The organism is Streptomyces sp. NBC_00670 (assembly GCF_036226765.1).
Classification (GTDB): domain Bacteria; phylum Actinomycetota; class Actinomycetes; order Streptomycetales; family Streptomycetaceae; genus Streptomyces.
Genome location: NZ_CP109017.1, coordinates 1,879,993 through 1,900,289, shown reverse-complemented (window position 1 = coordinate 1,900,289; position 20,297 = coordinate 1,879,993). Strand labels below are relative to the sequence as shown.

18 protein-coding genes are annotated in these 20,297 nt (G+C 72.2%); 10 read left to right on the top strand and 8 right to left on the bottom strand.

The genetic code is table 11. The features are described from left to right. Nucleotides 1-62: 62 nt before the first annotated feature. The 3 genes from OIE12_RS08465 to OIE12_RS08455 all read right to left on the bottom strand — a co-directional run bounded on the left by OIE12_RS08465 (nt 63) and on the right by OIE12_RS08455 (nt 3,132). Entirely contained in the window at nt 63-875 is an 813-nt protein-coding gene (locus OIE12_RS08465) for a thioredoxin domain-containing protein (protein WP_329133349.1), read from the bottom strand. A gap of 107 nt (nt 876-982) precedes the next feature. After that, nucleotides 983-1,678, bottom strand: a complete 696-nt coding sequence (locus tag OIE12_RS08460) for a hypothetical protein (RefSeq protein ID WP_329133347.1) — start codon at nt 1,676-1,678, stop codon at nt 983-985. Nucleotides 1,679-1,797: 119 nt separating this feature from the next. Beyond that, nucleotides 1,798-3,132 (bottom strand): DUF2252 domain-containing protein, encoded by a 1,335-nt coding sequence (locus OIE12_RS08455; RefSeq protein WP_329133346.1) that lies wholly within the window; start codon nt 3,130-3,132, stop codon nt 1,798-1,800. Between the two features lie 274 nt (nt 3,133-3,406). On the opposite strand from OIE12_RS08455, the gene dnaE reads away from it, so the two are divergent. Beyond that, nucleotides 3,407-6,946 (top strand): DNA polymerase III subunit alpha, encoded by a 3,540-nt coding sequence (gene dnaE / locus OIE12_RS08450; RefSeq protein ID WP_329133344.1) that lies wholly within the window; start codon nt 3,407-3,409, stop codon nt 6,944-6,946. Nucleotides 6,947-7,141: 195 nt separating this feature from the next. Here dnaE and OIE12_RS08445 read toward each other — a convergent pair whose 3' ends face one another. Beyond that, the gene (locus OIE12_RS08445; protein WP_329133342.1) at nt 7,142-7,336 is read right to left on the bottom strand and encodes a hypothetical protein; all 195 of its coding nucleotides are present in this window, start codon (nt 7,334-7,336) and stop codon (nt 7,142-7,144) included. Nucleotides 7,337-7,559: 223 nt separating this feature from the next. On the opposite strand from OIE12_RS08445, the gene OIE12_RS08440 reads away from it, so the two are divergent. From OIE12_RS08440 to OIE12_RS08425, 4 genes are all read left to right on the top strand, one after another. Then, nucleotides 7,560-8,774: an NYN domain-containing protein gene (locus tag OIE12_RS08440; RefSeq protein ID WP_329133340.1), complete on the top strand. Its 1,215-nt coding sequence runs from the start codon at nt 7,560-7,562 to the stop codon at nt 8,772-8,774. Nucleotides 8,775-9,035: 261 nt separating this feature from the next. Beyond that, nucleotides 9,036-10,007 (top strand): ABC transporter ATP-binding protein, encoded by a 972-nt coding sequence (locus OIE12_RS08435; protein ID WP_329141782.1) that lies wholly within the window; start codon nt 9,036-9,038, stop codon nt 10,005-10,007. Nucleotides 10,008-10,147: 140 nt separating this feature from the next. Then, nucleotides 10,148-10,969: an ABC transporter permease gene (locus tag OIE12_RS08430; RefSeq protein ID WP_329133338.1), complete on the top strand. Its 822-nt coding sequence runs from the start codon at nt 10,148-10,150 to the stop codon at nt 10,967-10,969. 32 nt (nt 10,970-11,001) lie between these two features. Then, nucleotides 11,002-11,727: an AAA family ATPase gene (locus OIE12_RS08425; RefSeq protein WP_329133336.1), complete on the top strand. Its 726-nt coding sequence runs from the start codon at nt 11,002-11,004 to the stop codon at nt 11,725-11,727. Between the two features lie 122 nt (nt 11,728-11,849). On the opposite strand, the gene ybaK is transcribed toward OIE12_RS08425, so the two are convergent. From ybaK to OIE12_RS08405, 4 genes are all read right to left on the bottom strand, one after another. Beyond that, nucleotides 11,850-12,359, bottom strand: coding sequence for a Cys-tRNA(Pro) deacylase (ybaK, locus tag OIE12_RS08420; RefSeq protein WP_329133334.1), 510 nt, complete (start codon nt 12,357-12,359; stop codon nt 11,850-11,852). Between the two features lie 64 nt (nt 12,360-12,423). After that, nucleotides 12,424-13,164: an LON peptidase substrate-binding domain-containing protein gene (locus OIE12_RS08415; RefSeq protein ID WP_329133332.1), complete on the bottom strand. Its 741-nt coding sequence runs from the start codon at nt 13,162-13,164 to the stop codon at nt 12,424-12,426. A 20-nt stretch (nt 13,165-13,184) separates the two neighbouring features. Next, nucleotides 13,185-14,399: a hypothetical protein gene (locus OIE12_RS08410; RefSeq protein WP_329133330.1), complete on the bottom strand. Its 1,215-nt coding sequence runs from the start codon at nt 14,397-14,399 to the stop codon at nt 13,185-13,187. A 154-nt stretch (nt 14,400-14,553) separates the two neighbouring features. Further along, a complete protein-coding gene (locus tag OIE12_RS08405) occupies nt 14,554-16,149 on the bottom strand; it encodes an oxidoreductase (RefSeq protein WP_443053778.1) in 1,596 nt (531 codons plus the stop codon). A gap of 237 nt (nt 16,150-16,386) precedes the next feature. Between OIE12_RS08405 and hisD the strand changes: the two genes are divergently transcribed. Genes hisD through hisH form a run of 5 tightly spaced genes read left to right on the top strand, consistent with a single transcriptional unit; the run spans nt 16,387 to nt 20,297 of the window. After that, nucleotides 16,387-17,712: a histidinol dehydrogenase gene (gene hisD, locus OIE12_RS08400; RefSeq protein ID WP_329133327.1), complete on the top strand. Its 1,326-nt coding sequence runs from the start codon at nt 16,387-16,389 to the stop codon at nt 17,710-17,712. Then, nucleotides 17,709-18,902, top strand: coding sequence for a histidinol-phosphate transaminase (locus OIE12_RS08395; protein ID WP_329133325.1), 1,194 nt, complete (start codon nt 17,709-17,711; stop codon nt 18,900-18,902). The genes hisD and OIE12_RS08395 overlap by 4 nt, the downstream gene beginning before the upstream one ends. Beyond that, nucleotides 18,899-19,492 carry an imidazoleglycerol-phosphate dehydratase HisB gene (hisB, locus tag OIE12_RS08390; protein WP_030380290.1) on the top strand — a complete coding sequence of 198 codons (594 nt, stop codon included), beginning with the start codon at nt 18,899-18,901 and terminating at the stop codon, nt 19,490-19,492. Before OIE12_RS08395 ends, hisB begins: the two co-directional genes overlap by 4 nt. Next, entirely contained in the window at nt 19,489-19,653 is a 165-nt protein-coding gene (locus OIE12_RS08385; protein WP_329133323.1) for a hypothetical protein, read from the top strand. The genes hisB and OIE12_RS08385 overlap by 4 nt, the downstream gene beginning before the upstream one ends. Further along, entirely contained in the window at nt 19,650-20,297 is a 648-nt protein-coding gene (hisH, locus tag OIE12_RS08380) for an imidazole glycerol phosphate synthase subunit HisH (protein ID WP_443053777.1), read from the top strand. The genes OIE12_RS08385 and hisH overlap by 4 nt, the downstream gene beginning before the upstream one ends.

Below are 20,297 nucleotides of genomic sequence, written 5' to 3'. Positions count from 1 at the left end.
CGAACTCGTCAAAGTCCGCCCGCTGTTCGGCCGGCGACGTCAGGGCCTCAGGGTGTCCGGCGTCAGGACGCCAGCGCCTTGTCGATGGCGGTGTTGAAGTCGTCCACCGTCATGGGTGCGTTCTGCCCGTCGGAGCCGGTCAGCGTCTTGCCGTCCATCTTGAGCGTCGGGGTGCCGTTCACGCCGCTCTTGTCGAACTTCGCCGACATGTCCAGCGCCCACTTGTCGTAGGTGCCGTTCTTGACCGCCTTCTGGAACGCCGCGTTGTCCTTCAGCGCGGGCACGGTGTTGGCGACCTTGATCAGGTAGGCGTCGTCCTTGAACTTGTCCTCGGTCTCCTCGGGGTGCCACTTCTTGGAGTAGAGGGCCGTCTTGTAGTCGGCGAACGCGTCGGTGCTGACGTTGAGGGCGGCACCCATCGCGCTCAGCGCGTTCTTGGAGCCCTCGCCCTGGCTGTTGGTGTCGATGAACGTGGCACCGATGTACTGGATCTTGTACTTGCCGTCCTCGACGCCCTTGTGGACGGTCGGGCCGACGGTCTGCTCGAAGCTCGCGCAGATCGGGCAGCGCGGGTCCTCGTACATCTCGAGGGTCTTCTTGGCGCTGTCCTTGCCGATGACGACGGTCAGGCCGTCCTTGCCGCTGGTGTGGGCCGGCTTGACGAGCTTGTCGTCCTTCGCGGCCTCCCAGTAGCCGGGCTTGTTGCCCTGCACGACCGCGTAGCTGATGCCGCCGGCTATCGCCAGCACGGCGACTATGGAGCCGGCCACGATGACCTGCCGCTTGACCTTGTCGCGCTTGGCCTGGCGCTCGCGCTCCTGGCGCAGCCGCTCCCGGGCCGCCGTCTTCGCCGCCGCGCTGTTTCGCTTGCTCATGTGGGTGATCTCCGTGGGAACGCGCGTACCGGTCGGGTACGCGGAATGCCTGTCGGGGTGGGGGCGTGCTCGGGTGCCGTCCCGCTCCGTCCGGGGGCGCGTGCGCCTCAGCCGAGCGAGGGGACGGGCAGGGCCGGGCACGGCGGGCCCCGCAGGCCCAGGGAGTGCGCGAACAGCCGGGCGCGCGGTGCGGGAGCCGCCGGGTGCGCGGGAAGCGCCGTGCGGCCCGCCGTGCGGCGCCGTACCGTGACCGCGGCGACCGCGAGCAGCAGCGGCCGGAAGGTGACCGCGGCGGCCGCGCGCAGCAGCTGGGCCAGGGCCCGCTCGCCGCGGCGCAGCCAGGCGGCCGCGAGCAGCCCCACGGTCACATGGGCGGCCAGCAGCAGCCAGGCGGTGGCCGGGTCGGCGAGCAGCGTGGAGACCCGTGCGGTGCCGGAGCCGGTCATGTGGGTGAGCGGGGTGCCGACCCCGCCGCCGCGGCACAGCACGTCCCAGCCGACCGAGCGCAGCGGCCCGGTGACGGGGCCGCCCGCGGCGCCGTAGCAGGCGTGCTGGCCGGTGGTGAAGACCGTGTCGGCGCCCAGTTCCAGCGGGACGAGGAGCGCCGCGATCCGCCCGAAGCCGCGCTCGCGGCCGGCCAGGGCGTAGGCGACGGCGAACACGGCGGCAGCGGTCGCGGCCACCGTGCCGGTCGGCAGCGGGACCCCGGACAGCAGCACGTGCGACGCGGTGCCGAGTGTCACGACGATCGCCGTGAACAGCGCCGCGCGTACGGCTCTGAGGTGGTTCGCTGATATGTCCATCGCGCTGGAGAGTGTCCCATGCGCTCCGGTAAGCGCCCCCTAAAGGGGAGCTGTGCGTTACCGGAGCGTTGTGGTGGCGGAGGCCGGGAGGGGGCCCGGCCGGGCGGTCACGGGCCGGGTCAGAGGCCGGGGATCCGGCCGTTGCGGAACAGGTCGACGAAGATCTGGTGATCGGCACGCGCGCGTGCGCCGTAGCTGTGCGCGAAGTCGACCAGGAGGGCCGCGAAGCCGTCCTCGTCGGCGGCGATCGCGGCGTCAATGGCCCGCTCGGTGGAGAACGGCACCAGGGACTCGCCGGACTGGTCGTCCGCCGCCGCGTGCATCGTGGCGGTGGCCCGGCCCAGGTCGGCGACGACGGCGGCGATCTCCTCCGGGTCGTCGATGTCGCCCCAGTCCAGGTCCACGGCGTACGGCGACACCTCGGCGACCAGTTGCCCGGCGCCGTCCAGCTCCGTCCAGCCCAGCCAGGGGTCGGCGTGCGCCTGGAGGGCGCGCTGGGAGATCACCGTGCGGTGGCCCTCGTGCTGGAAGTAGTCGCTGATCGCCCGGTCCGTGATGTGCCGGGAGACGGCCGGGGTCTGGGCCTGCTTGATGTAGATGACGACGTCGTTCTCCAGGGCGTCGCTGTTGCCCTCCAGGAGGATGTTGTACGAGGGCAGCCCGGCCGAGCCGATGCCGATGCCCCGGCGGCCCACGACGTCCTTCACACGGTAGGAGTCGGGGCGGGTCAGGGAGGACTCCGGCAGCGTCTCCAGATAGCCGTCGAAGGCGGCGAGCACCTTGTAGCGGGTGGCGGCGTCCAGCTCGATGGAGCCGCCGCCGGGCGCGAAGCGGCGCTCGAAGTCGCGGATCTCCGTCATCGAGTCCAGCAGGCCGAAGCGGGTCAGCGAGCGGGCGTCGCGCAGCGCGTCGAGCAGCGGGCCCTGGGCGGTGTCCAGGGTGAACGGCGGCACCTCGTCGTCCTTGGCACCGGTGGCCAGGGCGTGGACGCGCTCCCGGTAGGCGCCCGCGTAGACGCCGACCAGCTCGGAGATCTGCTCGTCGCTGAGCGCCTTGGCGTACCCGATCAGGGCGACCGAGGCGGCCAGCCGCTTCAGGTCCCAGGTGAAGGGGCCGACGTACGCCTCGTCGAAGTCGTTCACGTTGAAGATCAGCCGGCCGTTGGCGTCCATGTACGTGCCGAAGTTCTCCGCGTGCAGGTCGCCGTGGATCCACACCCGGGAGGTGCGCTCGTCCAGGTAGGAGCCCGTGAAGTCGCCGTCGCCCGCCGCGTCCAGGTCGTGGTAGAAGAGGCACGCCGTGCCCCGGTAGAAGGCGAACGCGGAGGCCGCCATCTTGCGGAACTTCACGCGGAACGCGGCCGGGTCGGCGGCCAGGAGCCGGCCGAAGGCGGTGTCGAAGACGGCGAGGATCTCCTCGCCGCGGTGCTCGGCGGTGAGCTGCGGGACCGACATCGCTGGGTGCCTCCAGGTGCAGGTGGTGCGTGACAGATGTGACGGGGGCGACGTCCGCCGGGCCGGACGACGGGCGGTCGCCCCGCCGGTCCTTCCAACGCGCGACGGCCACCGGAAGTGCCCGCGCCGCGCGCGCCCGGACGACACGCGCGGCCCCCGCACGAAGGTACGCGGAGGGGGCCCGCCGGTGTCAGTGCCGGGGCATAGACTTCCGAGCTGACCCCCGGACTGTCCGCCAGCCCGTCGCCCCTCGTTTCCGTTGGAGGCCGAAACCGTGTCGAAGCCGCCGTTCACGCACCTGCACGTCCACACCCAGTACTCGATGCTGGACGGCGCCGCGCGGCTGAACGACATGTTCAAGGCCTGCGACGAGATGGGGATGACGCACATCGCCATGTCCGACCACGGCAACCTGCACGGGGCGTACGACTTCTTCCACTCCGCGAAGAAGGCGGGCGTGACGCCGATCATCGGCATCGAGGCGTACGTCGCCCCCGAGTCCCGGCGCAACAAGCGCAAGATCCGCTGGGGCCAGCCGCACCAGAAGCGGGACGACGTGTCCGGTTCGGGTGGTTACACCCACAAGACGATCTGGGCGGCCAACGCCACCGGACTGCACAACCTCTTCCGGCTCTCCTCCGACGCCTACGCCGAGGGCTGGCTGCAGAAGTGGCCCCGTATGGACAAGGAGACCATCTCCCAGTGGTCCGAGGGGCTCATCGCCTCCACCGGCTGCCCCTCGGGCGAACTGCAGACCCGGCTGCGCCTCGGCCAGTACGACGAGGCCCTGAAGTCGGCCGCCGAGTACCAGGACATCTTCGGCAAGGACCGCTACTTCCTGGAGCTGATGGACCACGGCATCGACATCGAGCACCGGGTCCGCGACGGCCTCCTGGAGATCGGCAGGAAGCTCGGCATCCCCCCGCTGGTCACCAACGACTCGCACTACACCTACGCGCACGAGGCGAGCGCCCACGACGCCCTGCTGTGCATCCAGACCGGCAAGAACCTCTCCGACCCCGACCGCTTCAAGTTCGACGGCACCGGCTACTACCTGAAGTCCACGGACGAGATGTACGCCATCGACTCCTCGGACGCCTGGCAGGAGGGCTGCCGCAACACCCTCCTGGTCGCCGAACAGGTCGACACCACGGGCATGTTCGAGAAGCGCGACCTGATGCCCAAGTTCGACATCCCCGAGGGCTACACCGAGGTCACCTGGTTCAAGGAGGAGGTCCGCCGCGGCATGGAGCGCCGCTTCCCCGGCGGCATCCCCGAGGACCGCCAGAAGCAGGTCGAGTACGAGATGGACGTCATCATCCAGATGGGGTTCCCGGGCTACTTCCTCGTCGTCGCCGACTTCATCATGTGGGCCAAGAACAACGGCATCGCCGTCGGCCCCGGGCGGGGCTCCGCGGCCGGCTCGATCGTCGCCTACGCCATGGGCATCACCGACCTCGACCCCATTCCGCACGGCCTGATCTTCGAGCGGTTCCTCAACCCCGAGCGCGTCTCCATGCCCGACGTCGACATCGACTTCGACGAGCGCAGGCGCGTCGAGGTCATCCGGTACGTCACCGAGAAGTACGGCGCCGACAAGGTCGCCATGATCGGCACCTACGGCAAGATCAAGGCCAAGAACGCCATCAAGGACTCCGCGCGCGTCCTGGGCTACCCGTACGCGATGGGCGACCGCATCACCAAGGCGATGCCCGCCGACGTCCTCGGCAAGGGCATCGACCTCAACGGCATCACCGATCCCTCGCACCCCCGCTACAGCGAGGCCGGCGAGGTCCGCGGGATGTACGAGAACGAACCGGACGTCAAGAAGGTCATCGACACCGCCAAGGGCGTCGAGGGCCTGGTCCGGCAGATGGGCGTGCACGCCGCCGGCGTGATCATGTCCAGCGAGACCATCACCGAGCACGTGCCCGTCTGGGTCCGGCACACCGACAACGTGACCATCACGCAGTGGGACTACCCGAGCTGCGAGTCGCTCGGCCTGCTGAAGATGGACTTCCTCGGCCTGCGCAACCTGACGATCATGGACGACGCGGTCAAGATGGTGAAGGCCAACAAGGGCCTCGACATCGACCTGCTGTCGCTGCCGCTGGACGACCCCAAGACCTTCGAACTGCTCCAGCGCGGCGACACCCTCGGGGTCTTCCAGTTCGACGGCGGTCCCATGCGCTCCCTGCTGCGCCTGATGAAGCCCGACAACTTCGAGGACATCTCCGCCGTCTCGGCGCTCTACCGGCCCGGCCCCATGGGCATGGACTCGCACACCAACTACGCGCTGCGCAAGAACGGCGCCCAGGAGATCACCCCGATCCACCCCGAGCTGGAGGCCCCGCTCAAGGAGGTCCTGGACGTCACCTACGGCCTGATCGTCTACCAGGAGCAGGTGCAGAAGGCCGCCCAGATCATCGCCGGGTACTCGCTCGGCGAGGCCGACATCCTCCGTCGCGTGATGGGCAAGAAGAAGGCCGACGAGCTGGCGAAGAACTTCACCATCTTCCAGGCCGGCGCCAAGAAGAACGGCTACAGCGACGAGGCGATCCAGGCCCTGTGGGACGTCCTGGTCCCGTTCGCCGGCTACGCCTTCAACAAGGCGCACTCCGCCGCGTACGGCCTGGTCTCGTACTGGACGGCCTACCTGAAGGCCAACTACCCGGCCGAGTACATGGCCGGACTGCTCACCTCGGTCAAGGACGACAAGGACAAGTCGGCCGTCTACCTCAACGAGTGCCGGCGCATGGGCATCAAGGTGCTCCCGCCCAACGTCAACGAGTCGGAGTCCAACTTCGCCGCCCAGGGCGACGACGTGATCCTCTTCGGCCTCTCCGCGGTGCGCAACGTCGGCACCAACGTGGTCGACTCGATCATCAAGTCCCGCAAGGCGAAGGGGAAGTACGCCTCCTTCCCGGACTACCTGGACAAGGTCGAGGCCGTCGTCTGCAACAAGCGGACCACGGAATCCCTCATCAAGGCGGGCGCCTTCGACTCCATGGGGCACACCCGCAAGGGGCTCACCGCCCAGTACGAACCGATGATCGACAACGTGGTCGCGGTCAAGCGCAAGGAGGCCGAGGGCCAGTTCGACCTCTTCGGCGGCATGGGCGACGCCGACACCAGCGAGCCGGGCTTCGGGCTCGACGTGGAGTTCTCGCCCGACGAGTGGGACAAGACGTATCTGCTCGCCCAGGAGCGGGAGATGCTCGGCCTCTACGTCTCCGACCACCCCCTCTTCGGCCTGGAGCACGTGCTGTCCGACAAGGCCGACGCGGGCATCGCCCAGCTCACCGGCGGCGACTTCGGGGACGGCGCGGTCGTCACCATCGGCGGCATCATCTCCGGGTTGCAGCGCAAGATGACCAAGCAGGGCAACGCCTGGGCGATCGCCACCGTCGAGGACCTGGCCGGCTCCCTGGAGTGCATGTTCTTCCCGGCGACGTACCAGCTGGTCTCGACGCAACTGGTCGAGGACGCCGTGGTGTTCGTCAAGGGCCGGCTCGACAAGCGGGAGGACGTGCCGCGGCTGGTCGCGATGGAGCTCCAGGTGCCCGACCTGTCCAACGCGGGGACCAACGCGCCGGTGGTGCTCACCATCCCGGCCACCAGGGTCACTCCGCCCATGGTCAGCCGGCTCGGCGAGATCCTCAGTCACCACAAGGGCGACAGCGAGGTGCGGATCAAGCTCCAGGGCCCCCGCAAGACCACGGTCCTCCGGCTCGACCGGCACCGGGTGAAGCCGGACCCGGCGCTCTTCGGCGACCTCAAGGTGCTGCTCGGCCCGTCCTGCCTGGCGGGTTGAGACCCGCCCGGACCGCCGGGCCCGTCAGGCTCACCCGGCCCGCCGGGCCGAGGGCCTGTCCGGCCCGGTGGGTTGAGGGGCCGACGTGAACGCCCGGTGGAGATCCCGGCAGGGATTCCGGCCGAGGTCGGCGCGCACAGGTGCACGCAAGGGGCGCATCCCGCACGGGATGCGCCCCTTGTAGTACGCCCGGCCTCAGTTGTGGCCGAAGCTCTTCCGCTGCTTGCGGCCGGGCTGGGCCGGGCCCGCATCCGCCGGGGCTATGGAGGCGGCCTGCGCCTCCCGCTCGGGCCGGTGCGCCTGCTCCGCCGCGTGTTCCGCCTGGGCGGAGCGGTTCTGCGGGCCGTTGTTCTTCTGCTGCTTGCGGTTCTGGTTCTTGTTCTTGGCCATGCTGATTCGCCTCCTGTTAAGGGGGTCCGGGGGTCGGACGGGATCAGACTCACACAGCCGTACAAAGAACGCATTCCGGGCAATTACCGTGTGTGACAAGGTGGCTGGCGGCATACGCGCCCGTGCGCCACGCCGAAGATCCAGTTCGGACCGTTAACCCCCGTGCCGTCGGGCAGACTCGAAGGAAGCCCGAAGCAAACCTCCCGGAAAGAGGGTGGACCGCGTGGACCGCTGCATCGTCCTGGTGGACGCCGGATACCTGCTCGGGGCCGCCGCCAGCCTTCTCGCGGGTGAACCCTCCCGCTCCCGCATCACCGTCGACCACGCCGCCCTCATCCAGGGCCTGCGCGACCGCGCCGAGTCCGACACCCGGCAGCCCCTGCTGCGCATCTACTGGTTCGACGGCGCCCCCGACCGCGTCCCGCAGCCCGAGCACCGCAGGCTGCGCGTGATGCCCCGGGTCACCGTCCGCCTCGGCGCCCTGACCCGCAGCGACGGACGGTGGGCGCAGAAGGGCGTCGACGCCGCCATGCACGCGGAACTCACCGAACTCGCCCGCAACCGGGCCTGCTCCGACGTGGTCCTGGTCACCGGGGACGGCGATCTGCTGCCGGGCATGATGGCCGCCAAGGAACACGGCGTCGCCGTCCACCTCTGGGCGGTGCAGGCCGCCGACGGCGACTACAACCAGTCCGAGGACCTGGTCGCCGAGGCCGACGAACGCCGGGTCCTGGACCGCGCCTGGATCACCCGGGCGGTACGCGCCAAGGAGTACGGCGGTATCTGCGCGCCCCCGCACGTGCCCCGGCCCGAGATCGCCGCGATCCTCTCCGCCCCGCTGCCGGAGTCCTCGCTCTCCGCCGCGCCCGAACGCCCCGCCGAGCAGCCCCGGCACCCGGCGGCGGCCGAGCCGCGCAACGGCTCGGGGGAGCGCGGGCTGCCCGCCGCGAAGGGTGTGCCCACGCCGAAGGACCTCGCGGGGCTGCGCGCCCCCGGCCCGCAGCCGGCGTCCCCGCCGCCCTCGGCGACGCTGCGGTGGTCCTCCGACAAGGGCTGGGTCGACCGGCCCGGGGGCGAGTCCTCCGAGGCCGCCTCGCTGCCGACGCTCGCGCAGCTCACCAGTGCGGAGCAGCGGTGGGCCGACCGCGAGGAGGACATCACGGCGGTCGGCGGCGACCCGCTTGAGGTCGGACAGGTGTTCGCCCGCCGTTGGGCGGAGCGGCTGACCGACCAGATCCATCTGCAGAAACTTTCCGGCATGTATCCCCGGGTGCCCCACCGCATCGACGGCGAGCTGCTGCGGTACGCGGCGCGCTTCGGCCTGCTCGCCCACAAGGACGACCAGATCGACGAACAGGACCGCTACGCGATCCGCGCGGGCTTCTGGCGCGAAATCGACGGCCGAACGGCTACGGAACGGGTGCCGGCGGGGGAGTAGGGGGCGCGCCGTCGGGGCGCGGGGCTGTGTTGTCTGCGCGGCTCCGCCGCGGGGTGCGCGACAAGCCCCCACCGGCGGTCAGCCGACAACGTACCCCGGGGTCCAAGGGGCGGAGCCCCTTGAAGGGATGGGAAGGGTAAGGGCGGCGGGGGCGAGAAAAGCCCTCCGGGCGCCACCCCGGCGAGGGTTTGTCGGCGATACCCCGTAGTCTCGTCCTTTGTGAGTACGCGCACCGCACCGACCCGACAACAGGGCGACGTCGTGTGCGCCGTACGCGGACTGACCAAGACCTACCCCGCCGCCCGCGCCCGCCGCGGCACCCCCGCCATCCCCGAGATCACCGCCACCGACGACATCCGCCTGGACGTCCGCCGCGGCGAGATCTTCGGCCTGCTCGGCCCCAATGGCGCCGGCAAGTCCACCCTCGTCCGCCAGCTCACCGGCCTGATGCGCCCCGACCGCGGCAGCGTCGAGATCCTCGGCCACGACATCGTCCGCCACCCCGAGCGCGCCTCCCGCATCCTCGCCTACCTCGGCCAGGAGTCCACCGCCCTCGACGAGCTGACCGTCTCGCTGGCCGCCGAGACGACCGGTCGACTGCGCGGCCTCGACCTGCGCCGGGCCCGCGTGGAGCGGGACGCCGTCCTGGAGGAGCTCGGCCTCACCCCGCTGGCCGCCCGCCCCTTGAAAAAGCTCTCCGGCGGCCAGCGCAGACTCGCCTGCTTCGCCGCCGCCCTCGTCGGCGAGCGCCCCCTGCTGGTGCTGGACGAGCCCACCACCGGCATGGACCCGGTCGCCCGCCGCGCGGTGTGGGCCGCCGTCGACCGCCGCCGCGCGGAACACGGCACCACCGTGCTGCTGGTCACGCACAACGTCATCGAGGCGGAGACCGTCCTCGACCGGGTCGCCGTCCTGCACCACGGCCGCGTCGTCGCCTGCGACACGCCCGCGGGTCTCAAGGCGGAGGTCGCGGGCGAGGTCCGCGTGGAACTCGTCTGGCGCGACCGCCCGCCACTGGACGTGCCCGAGGTCGCCGCCCTGCACGACCGCGCCGCCGAGTCCGGACGCCGCTGGACGCTGCGGCTCGCTCCCGAGGAGGCCAGGGCCGTCGTCGCCACGGTCACCGGCGGCGCCGCCTTCGCCGCCCTGGACGACTTCACCCTCGCCACGCCCAGCCTGGAGGACGTCTACCTCGCGCTCGGCGGGGACGTCCGGGGACTGGTGAAGGCGTGAGGCGGGCCGGTGCGGCGGTGAGCACGCCGGGCGCCGCGTCCGTACGGTCCGTGGGGAACGGAACGACCGCCCCGAGGGAGAAGACCCCGAGGGAGAAGACCCCGAGGGAGAAGACCCCGAGCGAGAAGGAGCAGCGCGTCGTGAGTGTCGTACCCGCCGGGATCCTGCCCGCCGCCCCCGGGGCGGTGCCGGACGCCGCCCCGGAGGCGGCCGTCCTCGGACCGCGGGCCCGGCTGTGGCCCGCGCTCGCCGCCGTGTACAAGGCGCAGCTCTCCCGCGCCCGGGTCGCCCGCATCCCGCTGCTGTTCGTGGCGACGTTCCAGTCGATCGGCATCATGATCCTCATGCGCGGGGTCGTGGACGACGCCGCCGGGGCGCGCGCGGTGGTCGCCGGCTCCTCCGTCCTCGTCGTGGCCTTCGTGGCGCTCAACCTGCTGGCGCAGTACTTCGGGCAGCTCCGCGCCGACGGCGGCCTCGACCACTACGCCACGCTCCCGGTGCCGCCGGCCGCCGTGGTGCTCGGCGCGGCGGGCGCGTACGCCTCCTTCACCGTGCCGGGCACGGTGGTCACCGCCGTCTTCGGCTGTCTGCTGTTCGGACTGCCGCTCGGCCATCTGTGGATCCTGGCCGCGGTGATTCCGCTGGCCGGGGCCGCGCTCGCCGGGCTCGGCGCCGCCCTGGGGCTGCTCGCCCCGCGCCCCGAACTCGCCACCCTGCTCGGCCAGCTCGGCATGTCGGCGGCACTCCTGCTCGGGGTGCTCCCGCCCGGCCGGCTGCCGGAGGTGGTCCGCCTCGCGCGCGATCTGCTGCCGTCCACGTACGGTGTGGAGGCGTTCGCGCGGACGTTCGGGGAACACCCGGACTGGATGTACGTCCTCGGCGACCTCGCCGTGTGCGCCGGCGTCGGGCTCGCCTCGCTGGCCGTGGCGACCTGGGCGTACCGGCGCGCGGCCGTCCGGTGACGCGACCGACCGACTCGACCGACGATGACAGGGTGACCGTTCCGTTGACTCCTCCGCCCCCGCAGGAACCGTCCCGCCACGACCAGGCCGGACAGCAGGCCCCCGCCCCGTCCGCCCCGGCGGCGCCGGGGCCCGCGTACGAGCGGTGGCAGGGGCCCGACGGTGCGGCCGTGCCCGGGCCCTTCGGCCAGGGGCCGGGCGTGTCGTACGCACAGGACGGACCCGGTATGAAGACCGAAGTGCGGGAGGGCGTCGTCGTCGCGCTGGGCGTGGCGGTGACGGGGGTGCTGCTCGGGGTGCTGTGGTGGTGGCTGGCGCCGCATGTGCCGCTGGTCGGGGACGTGGTCGGCAAGAACTGGGTCGTCTACCTCAAGGACAGCGAGGGGGAGCAGGCGATCGGGGTCGACGGGACGTTCACGCTGCTCGCGCTGGCGTTCGGGGCGGTGAGCGCGGTGGTGGTGTTCCTGGCCCGGCGGCGGGGCGGGGTGCCGTTGGTGGTGGCGCTCGCGGTGGGCGGCGTGCTGGGATCGTTGCTCGCGTGGCGGGTGGGGGTCTGGCTGGGGCCCGCGCAGGATGTGGTCGCGCACGCGAAGAGTGTGGGCAAGGGGGTGACGTTCTCCGCGCCGTTGAAGCTGGGCGCGAAGGGGGCGTTGCTGGCGTGGTCCCTGGCGGCGCTGGTCGTTCACCTGGGCCTCACGGCGTTGTTCGGCCCGAGGGACCCGGAACCCGTGCCGGCGCCGTTGCCTCCGGCGGCCTAGGGGCACGGTCGGCCGGGGGTGCTGTCACGGCGGCTTCGCGACCCGGCGCTCGCCGGGTGCCGCTGCGCCCACCCGTGCCGCCCCAGCGGCACGACTGCCCGCAGTGGGGAGCCGCGCCCCTGCTAGCCCCGCGCGATCGGCGCGACGACCGCCCCCGTCAGCGTCGCCAGGTCACCCGGGGCGAGCTCCACCTCCAGGCCCCGTCGGCCCGCCGACACGCACACCGTGGCGTGCGCGGAGGCGGACGCGTCCAGGACCGTTCGCAGGCGTTTGCGCTGGCCCAGGGGGGAGATGCCGCCGCGTACGTACCCCGTCGTCCGCTCGGCCAGCGTCGGGTCGGCCATCGCCGCGCGCTTGCCGCCCACCGCCGTCGCGAGCGCCTTCAGGTCGAGCGAGCCCGCCACCGGGACCACGCCGACCACCAGCGCGCCGTCCACGTCGGCCACCAGCGTCTTGAAGACCCGGTCCGGGGAGACACCCATCGCCTCGGCCGCCTCCTCGCCGTACGAGGGGTGGGAGGGGTCGTGGTCGTAGGAGTGGACCGTGTACGCCACCCCCGCCGCCGTCAGCGCCACCGTGGCCGGGGTCCCGCCCCCGCCCGGCTGCTGCTGTTTCTTCGTCTTCTTCGCCATCCCGGCCCTCGTACGTGTTCGCGTTCGTCTTCGTACCGTGCTGCGCACCCCGTCCCGCGCCGGGTCAGTTGAGGCTCTGCGGGCCCCGCGTCAGTTCCGCCGCCGGCAGCGACGGCAGATTGCGGATGATCGCGGTCTCCGCGCGCAGCAGCTTCAGCTCGTCCCGCAGCCGCGAGGCGGTGTCCGGCGCCTGGAGCAGCCGCTGCTTCGCCGGGGTGTCCAGCATCGCCGCCGCGGCGACCAGGTACGACACCACGGACGGCTCGTCGGGGAGCTCCCCGCTGGTCGACAGCGACCGCTCCCGCGCCCCGGCCAGCCGCTTCTGGTACTTGCGGAACGCCCGCAGCACGCCCTCGGCCAGCGTCGCGGCACCGTCGCCCGGCTCCTCCTCCAGCTCCTCCAGTTCGGCCGTCAGGAAGGCGCCGGAGGCGTCCACCGAGAGCAGCCGGACCCGGGTGGTGCCGGTGGCCAGCACCTCGAACGTGCCGTCGGGCCGCTCCCGGATGGTCGCCGCGTCCGCGACGCAGCCCACCGCGTGCAGTGCCTTGGCCGGATCGGCCCCGAAGCCCGCCGCGGGCCCCCGCTCGGGCACGGCCGTCGGATCGGGCATGCCGGGCTCGCTGGGCGCCACCTCGTGGCCGTCGCGGATGGCGACGACGGCGAAGCGGCGCGGTTCCTCCTCGGGGGTCTTCAGCAGCTCGCGCATCATGGCGCGATAACGCTCCTCGAAGACGTTCAGCGGAAGCACGAGCCCCGGGAACAGCACCGAGTTCAACGGGAAGAGCGGAAGCCGGACGATGGTCACGACGGGACAGCCTAATGGTCCTACGGCCGGGAACGGCCGGTGCGGTCACCCGGCGGGTACGGATCGGAGGCGCCGGGTGGGCGCGCGGGGCGCGGACCGCCCGCGTGCGGCGCGCGGCCGTGCGCCGCCCGGAGCCGGACGCCGTCCCGTACCCGCAGGAACCGGGCGAGCGGGTCGTCGCCGTCCCGTTCCCAGGGGAACGAGATGGCGTACGGGCCGATCAGGCGCAGCTGCTCCAGCGCGTCGTCCCAGCGGTACAGGCGGACCAGCACGTGCGCGAGGAGGTTGCGCACCTCGGCGGGCCAGGGGTCGGCCGGCGCGTACCCGGCGGAGAGCGCGACGGCCCGGTCCGCCGCCGCGTCCAGCCGGGACCGCGAGACGGCCGCGCCGCCCCGTGCGGCGAGGTAGGCGTGGGCCGCCCGGACGGGCAGCGCCTGCACCAGCGACCCCGGGAGCGCGTCCTGCGCGGCCCGCTCGGCGAAGTCGAAGCACTCGCGGTGGCACGCCGGGCCGGAGCCGCCCCGGGCGTCGCACGCGCTCGCGAGGTACCGCAGGGCGGCCACATGGCACCCGTAGTGGTGCGGGGAGCGGCGCACGGCCTCCACCCACAACCGCTCGAACTCGGTGTGTCCCGCACGGACGCCCCGGGCGTGGTCCAGGGCGATCCGCCAGGGCACCGGGTCGCCCCCGCCGCTCTCGGCGACCGCCGTGACCAGCGGACTCGCCCGGCGCAGCAGTTCGGCGCGGGCCGGGGAGACCCAGCCGCGGTCCACCGCGAGCTGGGCCCCGACCAGCGCCGCGTCCGGGGAGTCCGGGTCGGCGGCGCACCAGTCGTCGAACCACTCGCCGCGCGAGCGCGCGAACAGCGCGAGCCGCCGGACGTAGCCGTCGCGGTCCTCCCACGCGGCGGCCTCGCGGGTGGCGGCCAGCAGCGCGGCCGCCGGCCCGTACTCGCCGCGGCCGGCCGCGACGAGCGCGGGGGAGAGGCGGTCGTCGGGCGCGTCGAGCAGCACCTCGTCATCCGGAACGAGACCGCCCGGGAGGAGACCGTCCGGACCGAGACCGTCCGGACCAAAATCGCCGGGACCGGGGCCGTCCGAACCGGGGCCGCCTGGAACACGACCACCCGCCCGCGAGAGACCGTCGGGGACGGGCCCGGCGGCGGGTCGCGGAGCGTTCCGGGACGGCCGAGCGGTACGGAGCAGGGCGCGCAAGCGGGTCATGGTGTCGACCATTGAAAACACCAGGTCGCGCACGCGCCAGAGGTGCGGACGAAACGGAAATTGGTTGTACGGGGGAGGGTCAAGGCGCGGTAAAAGGTGAGCAACCCTCATCTGTCGCACGGGTGTACGCATGCCCCGTGCGCCCCGGTCCGTCGAGGGACTTCCCTCAGCTCCGCCGCAGCGCCCGCGTCACACCCGCGGCCACCGTCGTCGCCAGGACCCAGCCCAGCAGGATCAGCGCCGTGGCCAGCCACTGCCAGCCGCCGGCGAGCCGCCACTGGTCGGCCTGCCCGAGGTCGATCACCGGCAGCAGCAGGTCGAGCGCGAACAGCGAGGCGTTCCAGTGCGGATGCTTCTGCGGATCGACCGGCGGCGGGTCGTTCCCCGCGAACGCCAGCGACGCGGCCGCCCACAGCACCGCCATCCACACCGCGGCCCGCCCCGGCCGGTACCCGTAGGCCACCGTCCAGTCCTGCGCGTACCCCCACAGCTTCGCGGCGAGCGGCAGGGTCTCCCGACGGCGGCGCTGCTTGGCGAGCAGCACCTCGCGGGCGTCCTCGTCCTCCCCGGAGCCGCGCAGCACGGCCGCGAGCCGTTCGTAGGGTTCCGGGTCGTACTCGGCGGTCGCCGCGGTGACCCATTCCACGCGCCGCTGGAGCGGGAAGGCGTCCTGCGGCACCAGGTTCTCGTAGGTGAAGCCGCCCATGTGCAGCCGGCCGGGGCCGGGCCAGCTCGTCGTACGGTCGACGAGGTTGCCGATCCGGGCGCCCGACAGCACCACCCGGCCGCGCTCCGGCCGCTCCCCGAGGAAGCGCAGCTCGGGCATCTGCACCCGGCGCAGCGACAGCTCCTGGTCGTCCCGGAAGCGGAACCGGGCGCCCTCCAGGTCCACGGAGTCCCCGAACCGCCCGTCGTCGAGGCGGATTCCGCCCAGCGCCTCGAAACGCTGTACGAGCGTGCCGCGGGCCGGGGTGGTGCCGCTGGTCAGCACCGGGTTGCCGAGTCCGGCGGGGCTCAGGTAGAGCGTGCGTTCGACGGTGAGCTGGGGCGCGTTCAGGGCGTGCCGTGTGGCCGTACTGGCCAGCCGGGCGCCCCGCAGGCTCAGCGACACGCCGACCTGGGCGCTGCGCAGGCTCAGCTCGCCCTCCGTGTGGAGCATCTCGGCCTGGAGGTCCTGGCCGACCGAGATGCCGTCCGCGACGATCGCCCGGCCGGTGCGGTCCCGGCCCACGGCCGCCTGGTTGAGCAGCAGATCGGTGCCTATGTGCGCGTCGGTGAGCCGGATGCCGCCGGGGACCCGGCAGCGCGGCAGATGCAGATCGCCCTCGGTGTGCACCCGGGCCGCCTCCAGCCGGGGCATCGCGCAGTCCAGCAGCCGCACGGTGGTGAACCGGGCCTCCGGCAGCCGTACCTCCTGCTCGAAGCGGCAGCCCTTGATCTCGACGTACGGATCGACGGTGCCGCCCGCCAGATCGAGCGGGTCGGTGATCCGCACCCCGGTCAGCTTCAGCGAGGCGACCCGGCCGGCCAGCGCGGGCGGGCCGTCGAGCAGCAGCCAGCACACCACGCGGGCGCGGACCGTGCGCTCGGGGCCCCAGGGGGCGCCGCCGTGTGGATCGTCCACGCGCGCGTCGCCGCTGCGCAGGTCGTAGACGGTGCCGGCACGGAACGCCTGCCACATGCCGGCCTCGACGGTGGTCAGTCCGTCGGGAACATCGGGAACATCGGTCGTCGTGGCGCGCAGGCCGTCACTCTCGGTCACGGCGCGCCCGTCCTCCCCGTCACGGTGCCTCCTTCCTGCCCCACAGGTGGCGCTACTCGCGGGTTGGTACAACGGGTGATGCCCGCTGAGTCAGGTGTTGAACACTCAAAGTGACGACGACTTCGCCGCCCGCCCGTCCATGCGTGGCGTATCGGCCACGTGTGCGAGCCGTGCGTGACGTATCAGCCACTGATACGGACGGACGGCCACCGTTGCCGGTCTGAGAGAATTGACCGTGTGATCTCCCGAATCGATCTGCGCGGCGACGCCCTTCCCGAGGGACCCGCCCTGCGCGACCTGCTGCCCCGAGCCGACTTCGACGTCGCGGCCGCCCTGGAGAAGGTGCGCCCGATCTGCGAGGCCGTGCATCATCGGGGCGACGCGGCGCTGATCGACTTCGCCGAGAAGTTCGACGGCGTCCGGCTGGAATCCGTCCGCGTACCCGCCGAGGCCCTGAAAGAGGCGCTGGAGCGGCTCGACCCGCAGGTTCGCGCGGCCCTGGAGGAGTCCATCCGCCGCGCCCGCATGGTCCACCGCGCGCAGCGCCGCACCACGCACACCACCAAGGTCGTCCCCGGCGGCACGGTCACCGAGAAGTGGGTCCCGGTCGACCGCGTCGGGCTGTACGCGCCCGGCGGCCGCTCGGTCTACCCGTCCTCCGTGGTGATGAACGTGGTGCCCGCCCAGGAGGCCGGCGTCGAGTCGATCGCGCTCGCCTCCCCGGCCCAGGCCGAGTATGACGGCCTGCCGCACCCGACGATCCTCGCCGCCTGCGCCCTGCTCGGCGTCGACGAGGTGTACGCCGCGGGCGGCGCCACCGCCGTCGCGATGTTCGCCTACGGCACCGAGTCCTGCCCGCCCGCGAACATGGTGACCGGCCCCGGCAACATCTGGGTCGCCGCCGCCAAGCGCTTCTTCACCGGCCGCATCGGCATCGACGCCGAGGCGGGCCCGACCGAGATCGCGATCCTCGCCGACGCCACGGCCGACCCGGTGCACGTCGCCTCCGACCTGATCAGCCAGGCCGAGCACGACCCGCTGGCCGCCGCCGTCCTCGTCACCGACTCCCCGGAGCTGGCCGACGCGGTCGAGCGCGAACTCCAGCCGCAGGTCGCCGCCACCAAGCACGTCGAGGACCGCATCGTGCCCGCCCTCACGGGCCGCCAGTCCGCGATCGTCCTGGTCGACGGCGTCGAGGAGGGCCTGCGCGTGGTCGACGCGTACGGCGCCGAGCACCTGGAGATCCAGACCGCCGACGCCGCGGCCGTCGCCGACCGCGTGCGCAACGCCGGCGCGATCTTCGTCGGCCCCTGGGCCCCGGTCTCGCTCGGCGACTACGCGGCCGGCTCCAACCACGTCCTCCCGACCGGCGGCTGCGCCTGCCACTCCTCGGGGCTCTCCGTCCAGTCCTTCCTGCGCGGCATCCACGTCGTCGACTACACGCGCGACGCGCTCGCCGAGGTCGCCCACCATGTGGTGACGCTCGCGGAGGCGGAGGACCTGCCGGCGCACGGCGCGGCGGTCAAGGCGAGGTTCGACTGGAAGGTACCCGGAAGCAAGTGAGCACGTTCGGCATCGACGACCTCCCCGTACGGGACGAACTGCGCGGCAAGTCCCCCTACGGCGCACCGCAGCTCGACGTCCCCGTGCGGCTGAACACCAACGAGAACCCGTACCCGCTGCCCGAACCGCTCGTCGAGCGGATCGCCGAACGGGTGCGCGAGGCCGCCCGCACCCTCAACCGCTACCCGGACCGGGACGCGGTCGAGCTGCGCACCCGGCTCGCCGAGTATCTGACGAAGACCGGCGGCCACCCCGTCGGCCCGGAGAACGTGTGGGCCGCCAACGGCTCCAACGAGGTCCTCCAGCAGCTGCTGCAGACCTTCGGCGGGCCCGGGCGCACCGCGATCGGCTTCGAGCCGTCGTACTCGATGCACTCGCTCATCGCGCGCGGCACCGGCACCGGCTGGATCTCCGGCCCCCGCAACGACGACTTCACCATCGACGTGCGCGCCGCCGAGCGGGCCATCGCCGAGCACCGCCCCGACGTCGTCTTCATCACCAGCCCCAACAACCCCACCGGCACCGCGGTCCCGCCCGCCACCGTCCTCGCCCTGTTCGAGGCCGCCCAGGCGGCGAAGCCCTCCCTGGTCGTCGTCGACGAGGCGTACATCGAGTTCAGCCACGGCGACTCGCTGCTGCCGCTGCTGGAGGGACGGCCGCATCTCGTCGTCTCCCGCACGATGTCGAAGGCGTTCGGCGCGGCGGGACTGCGCCTCGGCTACCTCGCCGCGCACCCGGCCGTCGTCGACGCCGTCCAGCTCGTCCGGCTGCCGTACCACCTCTCGGCCGTCAACCAGGCGACCGCGCTGGCCGCGCTGGAGTTCTCCGACACGCTGCTCGGCTACGTCGAACAGCTGAAGACCGAACGGGACCGGCTGGTCGCTGAACTGCGCGGAATCGGCTACGAGGTGACGGCGTCCGACGCCAACTTCGTCCAGTTCGGGCGGTTCGCCGACTCCCACGAGGCATGGCGGAAGATCCTCGACCGGGGCGTCCTGGTCCGGGACAACGGCGTACCGGGGTGGCTGCGGGTGACCGCGGGAACCCCGGCGGAGAACGACGCGTTCCTCGAAGCGGTGAACGAAGTGATGGCGTCAGCCACACGCGCACTCAGGAAGGACCTCGGGGCGGACCACGAGAAGGCCACCGCGACGGACCTCAAGGACCAAGGACAGGAGCGGAGCGCATGAGCCGCGTCGGGCGCGTGGAGCGCACCACCAAGGAGACCTCGGTCGTCGTCGAGATCGACCTCGACGGCACCGGCAAGGTCGACGTGTCGACGGGCGTCGGCTTCTACGACCACATGCTCGACCAGCTCGGCCGGCACGGTCTGTTCGACCTCACCGTGAAGACCGAGGGCGACCTGCACATCGACTCCCACCACACCATCGAGGACACCGCCCTCGCGCTCGGCGCCGCCTTCAAGCAGGCCCTCGGCGACAAGGTGGGCATCTACCGCTTCGGCAACTGCACGGTCCCGCTGGACGAGTCCCTCGCCCAGGTCACCGTCGACCTCTCCGGCCGCCCCTACCTGGTGCACACCGAGCCGGAGACCATGGCGCCGATGATCGGCTCGTACGACACCACGATGACCCGGCACATCCTGGAGTCCTTCGTCGCCCAGGCGCAGATCGCGCTGCACGTGCACGTGCCCTACGGGCGCAACGCGCACCACATCGTCGAATGCCAGTTCAAGGCGCTCGCCCGCGCCCTGCGCTACGCCTCCGAGCGGGACCCGCGCGCGGCCGGCATCCTCCCCTCCACCAAGGGCGCGCTGTGAACGGGGGGTCGACGGCGCTCATCGTGCTGGGGCTCTTCCTGGCGGGCGGGATCGTCTCCTTCGTCCGGCAGAAGATGCCCACGAGCCTCATCGTGCTGCTCTCCGTCGGCGCGGCCATGTGCCTCGTCGCGGGCGTCATGCGACTGGAGGTGTGGAATTGACCAGTCCGAGCACCCGGAAGGTCGTCGTCTTCGACTACGGCTTCGGCAACGTCCGCTCCGCCGAGCGCGCCCTCGCGCGGGCCGGCGCGGACGTCGAGATCACCCGTGACTACGACCGGGCCATGAACGCCGACGGCCTGCTCGTGCCCGGCGTGGGCGCCTTCGCGGCCTGTATGAAGGGGCTCCAGGAGGCCCGCGGCGACTGGATCATCGGCCGCCGGCTGGCCGGCGGCCGCCCGGTCATGGGCATCTGCGTCGGCATGCAGATCCTCTTCGCCCGCGGCATCGAACACGGTGTCGAAACCGAGGGCATGGACGAGTGGCCCGGCTCCGTCGAACCCCTCAAGGCCGACGTCGTCCCCCACATGGGCTGGAACACCGTCGAGGCACCGGCCGGCTCGCAGCTCTTCGCCGGGCTCGACGCCGACGCGCGCTTCTACTTCGTGCACTCCTACGCCGTCCACGACTGGACCCTCAAGACCGCGAACCCGGCCCTGCGCGCCCCGAAGGTCACCTGGTCCACGCACGGCGAGCGGTTCGTCGCCGCCGTCGAGAACGGCGCCCTGTGGGCCACCCAGTTCCACCCCGAGAAGTCCGGCGACGCCGGCGCCCAGCTCCTCACCAACTGGATCGGAACCCTGTAG